Origin of the sequence: Stenotrophomonas sp. GD03654, from assembly GCF_029845105.1 — a bacterium.
GTDB classification, from domain to species: Bacteria; Pseudomonadota; Gammaproteobacteria; order Xanthomonadales; family Xanthomonadaceae; genus Stenotrophomonas; species Stenotrophomonas africana.
The window spans coordinates 1-12,550 of record NZ_JAOCLC010000100.1 but is presented as its reverse complement, the minus strand read 5'-3'; the positions used below and the strand labels follow the sequence as shown (position 1 = coordinate 12,550).

The window sequence follows — 12,550 nt, the reverse complement described above, 5'->3', positions numbered from 1 at the left end:
CGCCGGTTTCCGGGCTGAAGAAGTGCAGTCCCTGCGGGTGGATCGCCACGCGGATCTGCTCGCCCACCGCTGGCAGCGCCTGCGGCGCAACACGCATGGTCAGTGCATGCTGGCCACTGCTCATGTTGACGAAAATCTCGTTGCCGACGGGCTCGATGCCTTCAATGCGCGCGGTGAACGCGTGCGTGTCTTCGCTGCCTGCCGGTTGCAGGTGCTCTGGCCGCACGCCCACCGCGATCGGCTTCTGCAGCCATGCCGGATCGATCGTGGCCTGGCCCAGCGGTGCACGCCACTCGCCGTCGACCACGGTCACGCCACCGGCATCGCCCTGCAGCGTGCCACGCAGCACGTTCATCGCCGGACTGCCGAGGAAACCCGCCACGAACAGGTTGGCCGGGCGGTCGTACAGTGCCATCGGCGTATCGATCTGCTGGATGATGCCGTCCTTCAGCACCACGATGCGCTGGCCCAGGGTCATCGCTTCGACCTGGTCGTGCGTCACGTAGATCATGGTGGTGCCCAGCTTGCGGTGCAGCTGCGCGATCTCGGTGCGCACGCTGTGGCGCAGCTTGGCATCCAGATTGGACAGCGGTTCGTCGAGCAGGAACACCGCCGGCTCGCGCACCAGCGCCCGGCCCAGCGCAACTCGCTGGCGCTGGCCGCCGGACATCGCCTTGGGCAGCTTGTCCATCATCTCGGTCAGGCCCAGCGTCTGCGCGGCGTCGGCGATGCGCTTGTCGATGGTCGCCTTGTCATGCCCGCGCAGCTTCAGGCCGAAGGCCAGGTTCTCGGCCACGGTCATGTGCGGGTACAGCGCGTAGCTCTGGAACACCATGGCGATGTCGCGATCCTTCGGCGCCACGTCGTTGACCACGCGATCACCGATGGTCAGCGTGCCGCCGCTGATCTCCTCCAGGCCAGCCACCATCCGCAGCAGGGTCGACTTGCCACAGCCGGACGGACCGACCAGCACCATCAGCTCGCCATCGGCGACCTCGAAGCTGGCGTCCTTCACCGCGACCTGGCCGTTGTCATAGACCTTGCGCACACCCTGCAACTGCACTTTTGCCATATCACCTATCCGGTCCGCCCGAAGCCGGGCTGTCTTTTGGGACTGCCTCGGCCCTCCCGATGGCAGTGATGATTGCGCGCTTGCCGCATGACGGCGAGCACTGCAATCGAATACAGTTGCCCATTCTGCCATGTAAACGTTTTCACGTGGCACTATCCGATGATCGGTGCGCACCGATCTGCGTCGGCGGTTGAACGAAGGTTCCGCCGAGGTAGTGGTTTCGAATGGAACGGTCTTCCGGTATCCCGGAGAACGCCCCCGACGAACCTCGGACAGGCAGTTGCGCGGATGTCCCCCGAACCCAGCCATGAAGCGATTGACAACGATGTCACCCGGATCTGAAACTCGAGCGATGCACGACACCCTCTTCCTGTTCGGTGCCACAGGTGATCTGGCCCAGCGCTACCTGTTCCCTTCGCTGCTTCGCCTGCTTGGCGACGGCCTGCTGCCGGAGGACTTCCGCATCCGTGCGCTGGCCCTGTCCGGGCATGACACCGAAGCCTTCCATGACATCCTGCGGCCGCGCCTGCAGCAGGCCATGCCGATGGCCACGCAGGATGACATCGGCGCCCTGCTGCGCCGCATCGACTACCGTTCGGTGGACCTGCGCGATGTCGACTCGGTTGCCGTCGCGGTCTCCGACCTGGTGGACCGCAAGTGCGTCAGCTACCTGGCCATCCCGCCTAGCCTGTACATCTCCACCTGCGAAGGCCTGGCCAAGGGCGGTGCACTTGCCGCACCGGCACGGCTGATGCTGGAGAAGCCCATCGGCAGCGACAGCGAGAGCGCCGAGGAAATCATCAGCACCATCGGCCAGTGGATCGACGAAGACCGCGTGTTCCGCCTCGACCACTACCTGGGCAAGGCAGCGGTGCAGAACCTGATCGCGCTGCGCTTCGGCAACACGCTGCTGGAAGCGGTATGGAACCGCAACTACATCGAATCGGTGCACATCCTGGTGGCCGAGAGCGAAGGCGTGGACGGCCGCGACGCCTACTACGCACGCTCCGGCGCGCTGCGCGACATGGTGCAGAGCCACATCCTGCAGCTGCTGTGCATGGTGGCGATGGAACCGCCGGCCTCGCTGGAAGCCGACCGCATCCGCGACGAGAAGGTCAAGGTGCTGCGCGCCCTGCGCCCGCTTGATGCCAAGCACGCCGCGCGTGACAGCATCCGTGGCCGCTACACCGCCGGCACCATCAACGGGCAACCGGCCCAGGCCTATCAGCCGCCGGAAGGCAGCGACGTGGAAACCTTCGCCGGTGTCACCGCGCACATCGACAACTGGCGCTGGAGCGGTGTGCCGTTCCACCTCGTCACCGGCAAGCGCCTGCCCGAGCGCACTACCCGCGTGGTGGTCACGCTGAAGCCGGTCACCCACTGGCTGTTCGAGCGCCCGCAGCGCGCGCAGGCCGCACCGAACCGCCTGGTGTTCCAGCTGCAGCCGCAGGAAAACATCGAACTGGGCCTGATGAGCAGCCTGGCCGGCCCGGAATGGGGCGCGCTGGAACTGCATCCGCTGGAACTGGAACTGTCGGTGCCAACCGGCCTGCACCGCCGCATCGCGTACGAACGTCTGTTCCTGGACGCGTTCAACGGCAACCACACGCTGTTCGTGCGCGATGACGAAGTGCGCGCCGCCTGGGCGTGGATCGACAGCGTCGCCGATGCCTGGAAGGACGCCAAGCTGCCGCTGGAACCCTACCCGGCCGGCCAATGGGGCCCGAGCAATGCGGGCGAGTTCCTTCCGCAGGGTGTGGACGCACCGGACACTGGAGCCTCGGCATGAGTGCGAGTTCGCAGCCGGTGCTGGTCGCCGACATCGGTGGCACCAACGCCCGCTTCGCCCTGGCCGACACCTCGCTGGACGCACCGCTGCAGAAAGACAGCATCCGCGAGTACGCGGTGGCGGAGTTCCCGTCGCTGGGTGATGCCGCGCGCCACCATCTGGAACAGATCGGCGCCACTGCAAGCCGCGGCGTGTTCGCGGTTGCCGGTCGGGTCGATGGAGACGAAGCGCGCATCACCAACCATCCGTGGGTGATCTCGCGCAGCCGCACCGCCGCCATGCTCGGTTTCGACGAACTGCACCTGATCAACGACTTCGCCGCACAGGCGATGGCGATTTCACTGCTGCAGCCCGATGACGTGGTCCAGGTCGGCGGTGCCGCCTGGGTCCCGGGCAAGCCCGGCCAGCCGCGCAACTACGCGGTGATCGGCCCGGGTACCGGCCTGGGTGTCGGCGGCCTGATCCTGCGCCACGGGCGCTGCTACCCGCTGGAAACCGAAGGCGGCCATGTCAGCTTCCCGCCGGGAACCCCGGAGGAGATCCGCATCCTGGAAATCCTGTCCGAACAGTTCGGTCGCGTCTCCAACGAGCGGCTGATCTGCGGCCCCGGCCTGGTCAACATCCATCGCGCGGTGTGTGAGATGGCCGGTATCGACCCGGGCCAGCTGCAGCCGGTGGACGTGACCGCCCGCGCCCTGCACGGTGATCCGCAGGCGATGCGCACCGTGGACGTGTTCTGCGCGGTGTTCGGCGCCATTGCCGGTGACCTGGTGCTGACCCAGGGCGCCTGGGACGGCGTGTTCCTGACCGGCGGCCTGACCCCGAAGATGCTCGATTCACTGCAGCACTCCGGTTTCCGCCAGCGCTTCGAACACAAGGGGCGGTTCTCTTCGATCATGGCGCGCGTGCCCTCCTTGGCCGTGATGCATCCCCACGCCGGACTGCTGGGCGCCGCCGCCTATGCCGCCGACGCCGAACGTGACGCACCTGGAGTTGCCGCATGAGCCCCACCTTCCACGACGACCGCATCGAGTTCATCAACCACGGCGATGCCGATGGCTGGATCGAGGCAGTGGCCGCCGAGATGGCGCAGACCCTCAACCACGACATCAACGAAGTGGGCCGCGCCCGCATCCTGTTGTCCGGCGGCACCACGCCGGCGCCGATCTACCAGGCACTGGCCGAGTTGGACGTGCACTGGGACCGGGTGGAAGTGAGCCTGGCCGACGAGCGCTGGCTGTCGCCGCAGGATCGCGACAGCAATGCCTGGCTGGTGCGCGAAAACCTGCTCAAGCGCGCCGAAGGTGCGCATTTCGACCCGCTGGTGCGCATCGGCAAGCCGCTGCCGGAATGCGTCTACACCGCCAACCTGCAGGCCCAGCACAGCCAGCCGCCGAGCCTGGTGGCACTGGGCATGGGCAACGACGGCCACACCGCCTCGCTGTTCCCGGGCTCGAAGGACCTGGCCCGCGCACTGGAAAGCACCCTGCCCTACGCGGCACTGGATGCCACCGGCTGCCCGGGCGCGAACCAGTGGCCGCTGCGCATCACGCTGACCCCGCACGGCCTGCGCCAATGCCGCCAGCGCCTGCTGCTGCTGCGTGGCAAGCAGAAGCTGCAGGTGCTGCGCCAGGCGCTGGACAGCAACGATGCCCAGCAGTATCCGATCCTCAACGCGATCAACCTGGAAGGCGCGCGCCTGCGCGTCCACTGGGCTGATTGATGTCGGCGGCGGCGCCGCGCCGCCGCTTGCCTCTCGCCACCACGAACGCCGGTAGCCAATGAGCCTCCATCCGCAACTGCAAGCCATCACTGAGCGTGTCATCCGCCGCAGCGCCGCCTCGCGTGCCGCCTATCTGGCCGCGATCGACGCCTCCCTGCGTGAGGGCCCGTTCCGCAGCCGCCTGAGCTGCGGCAACCTCGCCCACGGGTTCGCCGCCTGCGGCGGCACCGACAAGAGCCGCCTGCGCGGCGGGGTGACGCCGAACCTCGGCATCATCACCGCCTACAACGACATGCTGTCGGCGCACCAGCCGTTCGAGACCTATCCGGAACAGATCCGCGAGATCGCGCGCGAGCTTGGCGCCACCGCACAGGTGGCCGGCGGCGTGCCGGCGATGTGCGACGGCGTCACCCAGGGCCGCGGAGGCATGGAACTGTCCCTGTTCTCGCGCGATGTCATTGCCCAGGCCACGGCGATCGGCCTCAGCCACGACATGTTCGACACCACCGTCTACCTCGGTGTCTGCGACAAGATCGTACCGGGCCTGCTGATCGGTGCGCTGGCCTTCGGCCATCTGCCGGCGGTGTTCGTGCCGGCCGGCCCGATGACACCGGGCATCCCGAACAAGCAGAAGGCCGAAGTGCGCGAGCGCTATGCCGCCGGTGAAGCCACCCGCGAAGAACTGCTGGAAGCCGAGTCCGCCTCCTACCATGGCGCCGGCACCTGCACCTTCTACGGCACGGCCAACTCCAACCAGGTGCTGCTGGAAGCGATGGGCGTGCAGCTGCCGGGCGCGTCGTTCGTCAATCCGGGCACGCCACTGCGCGATGCACTGACCCGCGAAGCGACCGAACGTGCGTTGGACATCACCGCATTGGGCGACGACTTCCGCCCGCTGGGCCGGATCATCGACGAGCGCGCGATCATCAACGCCGTCATCGCGCTGATGGCCACCGGCGGGTCGACCAACCACACCATCCACTGGATCGCGGTGGCGCGTGCTGCCGGCATCGTGCTGACCTGGGACGACTTCGACGAACTGTCGCAGCTGATCCCGCTGCTGGCCCGCGTCTATCCGAACGGCGACGCCGACGTGAACCGTTTTGCGGCCGCAGGCGGCCCGGCCTTCGTATTCGGCGAGCTGATCAAGGCGGGCCTGATGCATGGCGACCTGGTCAGCGTCGCGCGTGGCGGCATGGCCGACTACGCACGCGAACCGCAGCTGCGCGATGGCCAGCTCGTCTATCTGCCGGGCCTGGAACGCAGCGCCGATGACGAAGTGGTGCGTGGCGTCGACAATCCGTTCGAGCACCAGGGCGGACTGCGGCTGCTGCGCGGCAACCTGGGCAAGTCGCTGATCAAGCTGTCGGCGGTGAAGCCGCAGTACCGCACGATCGAAGCACCGGCGGTGGTGGTCGATGCACCGCAGGTGTTGAACAAGCTGCATGCCGGTGGCCTGCTGCCCGAGCATTTCGTGGCAGTGGTGCGTTACCAGGGCCCGCGTGCGAACGGCATGCCGGAACTGCATTCGCTGGCGCCCCTGCTGGGCCTGCTGCAGAACCAGGGCCGGCGCGTGGCGCTGGTCACAGACGGCCGCCTGTCCGGCGCCTCGGGCAAGATTCCGGCAGCGATCCACGTGACGCCGGAGGCTGCCCGCGGCGGCCCGCTGGCCAAGGTGCGCGAGGGCGACATGATCCGCCTGGATGGCGAGGCCGGCACGCTGGAAGTGCTGGTGGACGCGGCCGAATGGGCGGCACGCCCGCTGGCGCCGAACACTGCGCCTGCCGCGCATGACCTGGGCCGCAATCTGTTCGCGATCAACCGCCGCGTGGTGGGTCCGGCCGACCAGGGGGCGATTTCGATTTCGTGCGGGCCGGCGGCGGCCGATGGTGGGCCGTGGGAGTACGACGCGGAATACGAGCTGGGGCACGATGCGGCGGCAGCGGCGGCGCCGCATGAGGCAAAAGACGCCTGAAGCGAAAAGCCGCGGCAGGCTTCCCGATCTGGGCAGTAGAGCGCCCTGGCCGGGACACGCCGTAAACCCCTCCATGGGGGCTCGGTCGCGGCATCCATGCCGCTCACGGTCCCGGCTGGGGCTACCCGCGCCCTCCTGACACTCTACGGCGCATCGACGCCGCGAAGTGATCACTGAAAATCAAATTCAAAAGCAGAAGCAAAGGCAGAAGCAGAGCTATGGGTATCGAACAACATCAGGTGAAGGCGGCGGAGCTGTTGCATGCGGCGGGCATCCTGCCGGTGGTGACGATTCATACGCTGGACCAGGCGCGTGCGGTCAGTGCGGCGCTGCTGGAAGGTGGCTTGCCGGCGATCGAGCTGACGCTGCGCACGCCGGTGGCGATGGAAGCGCTGGCGATGCTCAAGCGCGAGCTGCCGGACGTGGTGGTGGGTGCCGGTACGGTGCTGACCGTGGAGCAGATGCAGCAGTCGATCGATGCGGGTGCGGACTTCCTGGTGACCCCGGGTACGCCGCCGGCACTGGCTGATGCACTGGCCGCTGCACCGCTGCCGGTGGTGCCGGGTGCAGCCACCCCGACCGAGCTGCTGTCGCTCTACGCCCGCGGCTTCCGCGTGTGCAAGCTGTTCCCGGCCACGGCTGTGGGTGGCCTGGCAATGATCAAGGGACTGGCCGGCCCGGTGGCGGACCTGAAGCTGTGCCCGACCGGCGGCATCACCGAGAACACCGCCGCCGAATACCTCGAGCAGAAGAACGTGGTCTGCATCGGTGGTTCGTGGATGGTGCCGGGCAACTGGATCGCCAACGGCGAATGGGACAAGGTGCGCGCCAGCGCCGCAGACGCCGCCAAGATCATCCAGCGCGTGCGCGGCCACTGAGCCCGACAAAGGTGTAGAGCCGAGCCCATGCTCGGCTCCGCCCCAGCGGAACGGAAAGCAGCCGAGCATCGGCTCGGCTCTACAGAACCAGCATCCAGAGGCGCAAAGCGCGCGACCCGCTCCTGCTCTTCCTTCTTCAATTCCGCGGTGGACGCGCACGGAACCTGTCCGTGGCCGGGCGGATGGGTTGTGCAGGGGCGTGAGCCGCATGGATGCGGCGACCGAGCTTACAGGGACGTACTTGCAGCGCCCCCTGCACAGCCCATCCGCCCGGCCAACCACCACAATCCAACCGCACCACCACCGCGAGGGGCTCAGCCGTTGGCCGAATCCCTTACAGCGGCCGCGCCGGATCCACCAGCCCGTACTGGCTGGCCATCCGCGCCAACGCGATGTTGTCGTGGATCCCCATCTTCTCGAACAACCGCGCCTTGTGCGTGTTCACCGTCTTCGCACTCAGGCTCAGACGACGCGCGATGTCCTCCTGACGCAGGCCCTGGGTCAGCAGCAGTGCCACCTCCAGCTCGCGCGGCGACAGGCTGTCGAACGGCGAACCGTTGCCTTCCACCGTCGACAGCGCCAGGTTCTGCGCGATGCTGGTGCCTAGGTAGCGACGGCCACCGGCCACGTCACGCACCGCGCGCAACAGCTCCTGCGCATCGCAGCCCTTGCCGATGTAGCCGGCAGCACCGGCTTCAAGCAGCCGCTTCGGCAGCGGGCCATCTTCCAGCACCGACACGATCACCACGCGGGTATTGCGGTGGCTGCGCACGATACGCTCGGTCACTTCCATGCCGCTCACACCCGGCAGGTGCAGGTCACACAGCACCACATCCGGCAGCAGCTGACGGACTTCACGCAGCGCATCTTCGCCGGTCTCGGCTTCGCCCACCACCTCGATGTCGGTTTCCCCCGACAGAATCATCTTCATCCCGGTGCAGACCAGCGCGTGGTCATCCACCAGGTAGACTCGAATCGTCATCCACGTACCTCTTCGAATGCGGCCATTGCAGGTCAAGCTAGGTGGGGTGCCGATACCCCTGCAAGCGCGTTCGGAATGCGACCCCGGCAATCTGCCTTGCGCATCACAGTACCGCGCGTTGTGCTTGCCCCCTGTCTTGCAGAACCTGCTGCAACGAAACAACTGATCTATCACGTAGACGTCCCTCAAGGGCCATCCACGTCAATCCCCCTGTGATGATGCTTCGCTGGCCTTCGCTGGCGGCGAGCCATGACGTCGCCATGGGTGCCGGCGACTGAACATGACCAGATAGCACCCTACCACCCAAACCAGCGCGGCACACCATCCGGCCAGGATATCGGAGGGGTAATGCACCCCCAGATAGACCCGGGACACGCTGACCAGCAGGCTGAATGCCGGCGCCAGCAACAGCACCGGCCAGCGCCAGCGGGTGTTCCAGGCCAGCAGCACCAGGGTCAACGCCAGGGTCATCGAGCCCATCGCGTGGCCACTGGGGAAGCTGAACGTCGATTCCGGGGCGATCGATTCCCACAGGCTGGGGCGCTGGCGCTGGAAGAAGTGCTTGCTGCCCATGTTCAGCAGTGCCGAGCCGACGAAGCTGACCGCCACGAACGTGGCTTCACGCCAACGCCGGTAGCCCAGCAACACTGCGATGATCAGCACATCGGCCGGGATCAGGAACCATTCGTAGCCCAGCCTGGAAATGAGCACGAAGAAGCGGTCCAGCAGCGGCGAATGCAGGCCATGCATCTGCCACAGCAGCGGCGCGTCGAAATGGAACGATTCAAACTCGTGCACCTCGTCGGCCAGGGCGACGAAGCCGGCCAGCGGCAGCAGCACGCCACCGAACAGCAGGACCAGGCGCCAGGCATTGCGCGCCATCCAGTGGCGGAAGCCGGAGGCGGACTCCGGTGCAGCGAGGATCGCGGGCTTATCCGGCGCTTCGGACATATTTGTGTTCGACGTAGTCGTCGATCAGGGCGACGAACTCCTGGGCGATGTTGTCGCCACGCAGGGTCACCTTCTTCTCTCCATCGACGAACACCGGTGCCGCAGGCGTTTCACCCGTGCCCGGCAGCGAGATGCCGATGTTGGCATGGCGCGACTCACCCGGTCCGTTGACGATGCAGCCCATCACCGCCAGGGTCATGTTCTCCGCACCCGGGTGATGGATCTTCCACAGCGGCATCTTCTCGCGCACGTGGTTCTGCACCACCTTGGCCAGCTCCTGGAAGAACTCGGAGGTGGTGCGGCCGCAGCCCGGGCAGGCCGTGACCAGCGGCGTGAAGGCACGCTGCCCGGTGGTCTGCAGCAGTTCCTGGGCAACGATCACTTCCTGCGTACGCGACTGACCCGGTTCCGGGGTCAGCGAGATCCGGATGGTGTCACCGATGCCTTCCTGCAGCAGCACGCTCAGCGCCGCCGACGAGGCGACGATGCCCTTGCTACCGATACCGGCTTCGGTCAGGCCCAGGTGCAGGGCGAAGTCCGAGCGCTGGGCAAGGTCGCGGTAAACCGCGATCAGCTCCTGCACGCCACTGACCTTGGCCGACAGCACGATGCGATCGCGCGGCAGGCCGAGCTCCACCGCCTGCTCGGCCGAGTCCAGCGCCGAGCGGATCAGCGCCTCGCGCAGCACGCGGCCGGCATCCCAGGGCTGCTCGCGCAGGTTGTTCTCGTCCATCAGCTTCGCCGCCAGGGCCTGGTCCAGCGAGCCCCAGTTGGCGCCGATGCGCACCGGCTTGCTGTAGCGGATCGCGAACTCGATCAACTGGGCGAACTGCAGGTCCTTCTTCTTGCCGAAGCCGACGTTGCCCGGGTTGATGCGGTACTTGGCCAGCGCTTCGGCACACGCCGGTTCGGCGGTGAGCAGCTGGTGGCCGTTGTAATGGAAGTCACCGATCAGTGGCACGTCGATGCCCATCATCGCCAGCTTGTCGACGATGCGCGGGATCGCCGCAGCGGCTTCAACGGTGTTGACGGTCAAACGCACCATTTCCGAACCCGCACGCCAGAGCTCGGCCACCTGCTTCACGCTGGAGGCGACGTCGGACGTGTCCGTGTTGGTCATCGACTGCACCACGACCGGCTTGCCTCCACCTACGGTGACCCCGCCGATCTGCACGGCATGGGTCTGGCGGCGGGGCCAGGAGGTGGCATCGGAGGGGGGAGTCGGGCGGGAGACGGCGTCGTGCATGGGCGCATTCTACCGCCCGCCCCCGCATTCGGGGTGACTCGCATTCAGCCGGAGGCACGGCTGCGGCCGATTGTCGCAGGCACGGTCACGCGTGAACGCATACGATGAGCATGAATGACCGGTCCCGACGCCCCGTTTCTCCGTACCCTGTGCAGCCTGCGCTGGCTTGCCGTAGGTGGCCAGGCCGCCACCATCCTGGTAGCCACCTGGGTGCTGGGCCTGCCATTGCCGCAGCTGCCGCTGTGGGCCGGCGTAGCCGTGCTGACCCTGTTCAACATCTACACCCAGCTGCGCCCGGAGGCGGCCGACACCGCGCCGCTGACCGCATTCGGCCACATCCTGGTGGACGTGATCATCCTGACCTGGATGGTGGGCTGGAGCGGTGGCATGGCCAACCCGTTCAGTTCGCTGTTCCTGATCCTGATCGCATTGGCCGCGTTCGCCCTGCCCCTGCGCTGGGCGCTGGCGGTCGCGCTGGCCTGCCTGCTCGGCTATGCCGCCAGCGGCATCTTCGGGCAGCCGCTGCCGGATGGCTATTTCCGCGCGCAGGACCTCAACCGCTGGGGCGTGGTCGCCAATTTCCTGATTTCCGCGGCGGTCGTGCTGACGTTCTCTACCCGCCTGGCGCTGGCGCTGCGCCAGCGCGAACTGGAACTGTCGGCCCTGCGCGAACGCTTCGCCCGCAACGAGGGCATCGTCGCCCTGGCCACCCATGCCGCCTCGGTGGCGCATGAGCTGAACACGCCGCTGGCAACCATGACCCTGCTCGCCGATGACGTCGCCGAGCGCAGCGAAGAGCCCGAAGTGCGCGAAGACATGGAAACCCTGCGCGAGCTGCTGGTGCAGTGCCGTGAGCGCGTGCTGGCGCTGGCCGCACCTGCCTCGGCCGATGCACCGGGGCGCAGCCACTCCAGTGCCCAGCAGGTACTGGAACAGTGGCGCCTGGTGCGGCCGACCATCGACCTGCACCGCAACGACGATGCGCCGCTGCGGCTGCCACTCGACCCGGGCGTGGGCCATCTGCTGATGGTCCTTCTCAACAATGCCGCCGACGCCGGCGAGAAGGCCGGCCGGCCACGCGTGGACCTGGACCTGCGCATCGAAGGCGACGACCTGATCGGCGAAGTACGCGACTATGGCCATGGCTTCGACGCCCGTGCTGCCGTGCTGCCGGGCAAGCTGTTCGGCAGCAGCAAAAGCGAGGGCATGGGCGTCGGCCTGGCCCTGTCCCATGCCACCATCGAACGCCTCGACGGCGAGATGTGGATGCGCCCGGCCCAGGGCGCCGGCAGCCGCGTCGGCTTCCGCCTGCCGCTGGCCCCACGCGAGGAAACCCCATGAGCACCTCAACCCTCGGCCTGCTGGTCGACGACGACGAACTGTACCTGCGCACCCTGCAGCGCAGCCTGGCCCGCAAGGGGCTTGAAACGCAGACCGCGCAGGATGCCGCCAGTGCACTGGCGCTGGCCCGCCAGCATCCGCCGGCGTTCGCGCTGATCGACCTGAAGCTGGGCAGCGATTCCGGCCTCGCCCTGATCCAGCCGATGCGCGCGTTGCGCGCGGACATGCGCATCCTGCTGGTGACCGGCTACGCCAGCATCGCCACCGCGGTGGAGGCGATCAAGCTCGGCGCCGACGACTACCTGCCGAAGCCGGCCACGGTGCCGATGATCCTGCGCGCCCTCGGCGAGGAAGACGACGGCCCGGCCGACGATGGCGAAATGGAAGTGCCCGACGCGATGACCCCGATCAGCCGCCTGCAGTGGGAACACATCCAGCAGGCGATGCACGAGACCGGCGGTAACGTGTCCGCGGCCGCGCGCCTGCTCGGCATGCACCGGCGTTCGCTGCAGCGCAAGCTGGCAAAGCGGCCAAGCCCGGAACGCGATCCCAGCCGCTGATCGCAACCGGACCGGTCCGGCTCAGACCTCGGC

11 protein-coding genes are annotated in these 12,550 nt (G+C 67.4%); 7 read left to right on the top strand and 4 right to left on the bottom strand.

The annotated features are described in order from the left end of the window. A partial coding sequence (ugpC, locus tag N5J73_RS22655; protein ID WP_279941354.1) for a sn-glycerol-3-phosphate ABC transporter ATP-binding protein UgpC occupies positions 1-1,072 on the bottom strand: 1,072 nt, incomplete at its 3' end. Between the two features lie 352 nt (positions 1,073-1,424). Here ugpC and zwf point away from each other — a divergent pair. The 5 genes from zwf (at position 1,425) to eda (ending at position 7,437) form a co-directional block, all read left to right on the top strand. Then, entirely contained in the window at positions 1,425-2,861 is a 1,437-nt protein-coding gene (zwf, locus tag N5J73_RS22650) for a glucose-6-phosphate dehydrogenase (RefSeq protein ID WP_164078703.1), read from the top strand. Further along, positions 2,858-3,865, top strand: a complete 1,008-nt coding sequence (glk, locus tag N5J73_RS22645; RefSeq protein ID WP_049447609.1) for a glucokinase — start codon at positions 2,858-2,860, stop codon at positions 3,863-3,865. The genes zwf and glk overlap by 4 nt, the downstream gene beginning before the upstream one ends. Beyond that, positions 3,862-4,584 carry a 6-phosphogluconolactonase gene (pgl, locus tag N5J73_RS22640; RefSeq protein WP_049447610.1) on the top strand — a complete coding sequence of 241 codons (723 nt, stop codon included), beginning with the start codon at positions 3,862-3,864 and terminating at the stop codon, positions 4,582-4,584. Before glk ends, pgl begins: the two co-directional genes overlap by 4 nt. A 58-nt stretch (positions 4,585-4,642) precedes the next feature. Further along, a complete protein-coding gene (gene edd, locus N5J73_RS22635) occupies positions 4,643-6,559 on the top strand; it encodes a phosphogluconate dehydratase (protein ID WP_049447611.1) in 1,917 nt (638 codons plus the stop codon). Positions 6,560-6,777: 218 nt separating this feature from the next. After that, entirely contained in the window at positions 6,778-7,437 is a 660-nt protein-coding gene (eda, locus tag N5J73_RS22630) for a bifunctional 4-hydroxy-2-oxoglutarate aldolase/2-dehydro-3-deoxy-phosphogluconate aldolase (RefSeq protein ID WP_049447612.1), read from the top strand. Positions 7,438-7,771: 334 nt separating this feature from the next. Here eda and N5J73_RS22625 read toward each other — a convergent pair whose 3' ends face one another. From N5J73_RS22625 to ispG, 3 genes are all read right to left on the bottom strand, one after another. After that, positions 7,772-8,419: a response regulator gene (locus tag N5J73_RS22625; protein ID WP_164078702.1), complete on the bottom strand. Its 648-nt coding sequence runs from the start codon at positions 8,417-8,419 to the stop codon at positions 7,772-7,774. 201 nt (positions 8,420-8,620) lie between these two features. Further along, complete coding sequence (locus tag N5J73_RS22620; RefSeq protein ID WP_049445275.1) at positions 8,621-9,370, bottom strand: phosphatase PAP2 family protein; 750 nt, start codon at positions 9,368-9,370, stop codon at positions 8,621-8,623. Continuing rightward, a complete protein-coding gene (gene ispG / locus N5J73_RS22615) occupies positions 9,351-10,616 on the bottom strand; it encodes a flavodoxin-dependent (E)-4-hydroxy-3-methylbut-2-enyl-diphosphate synthase (RefSeq protein WP_049445278.1) in 1,266 nt (421 codons plus the stop codon). The genes N5J73_RS22620 and ispG overlap by 20 nt, the downstream gene beginning before the upstream one ends. Before the next feature lie 114 nt (positions 10,617-10,730). Between ispG and N5J73_RS22610 the strand changes: the two genes are divergently transcribed. Further along, positions 10,731-11,957, top strand: a complete 1,227-nt coding sequence (locus tag N5J73_RS22610; protein ID WP_049445282.1) for an ATP-binding protein — start codon at positions 10,731-10,733, stop codon at positions 11,955-11,957. Then, positions 11,954-12,517 carry a response regulator transcription factor gene (locus N5J73_RS22605; protein ID WP_049445286.1) on the top strand — a complete coding sequence of 188 codons (564 nt, stop codon included), beginning with the start codon at positions 11,954-11,956 and terminating at the stop codon, positions 12,515-12,517. The genes N5J73_RS22610 and N5J73_RS22605 overlap by 4 nt, the downstream gene beginning before the upstream one ends. Positions 12,518-12,550: the final 33 nt, after the last annotated feature.

What these genes read in the sequence shown, in the direction of transcription:
- eda (WP_049447612.1), top strand. Translation starts at nt 6,778, where the DNA reads ATGGGTATCGAACAACATCAGGTGAAGGCGGCGGAGCTGTTGCATGCG.
- pgl (WP_049447610.1), top strand. Translation starts at nt 3,862, where the DNA reads ATGAGCCCCACCTTCCACGACGACCGCATCGAGTTCATCAACCACGGC.
- N5J73_RS22620 (WP_049445275.1), bottom strand. Translation starts at nt 9,370, where the DNA reads ATGTCCGAAGCGCCGGATAAGCCCGCGATCCTCGCTGCACCGGAGTCC.
- ispG (WP_049445278.1), bottom strand. Translation starts at nt 10,616, where the DNA reads ATGCACGACGCCGTCTCCCGCCCGACTCCCCCCTCCGATGCCACCTCC.
- N5J73_RS22625 (WP_164078702.1), bottom strand. Translation starts at nt 8,419, where the DNA reads ATGACGATTCGAGTCTACCTGGTGGATGACCACGCGCTGGTCTGCACC.
- glk (WP_049447609.1), top strand. Translation starts at nt 2,858, where the DNA reads ATGAGTGCGAGTTCGCAGCCGGTGCTGGTCGCCGACATCGGTGGCACC.
- N5J73_RS22610 (WP_049445282.1), top strand. Translation starts at nt 10,731, where the DNA reads ATGACCGGTCCCGACGCCCCGTTTCTCCGTACCCTGTGCAGCCTGCGC.
- edd (WP_049447611.1), top strand. Translation starts at nt 4,643, where the DNA reads ATGAGCCTCCATCCGCAACTGCAAGCCATCACTGAGCGTGTCATCCGC.
- N5J73_RS22605 (WP_049445286.1), top strand. Translation starts at nt 11,954, where the DNA reads ATGAGCACCTCAACCCTCGGCCTGCTGGTCGACGACGACGAACTGTAC.
- zwf (WP_164078703.1), top strand. Translation starts at nt 1,425, where the DNA reads ATGCACGACACCCTCTTCCTGTTCGGTGCCACAGGTGATCTGGCCCAG.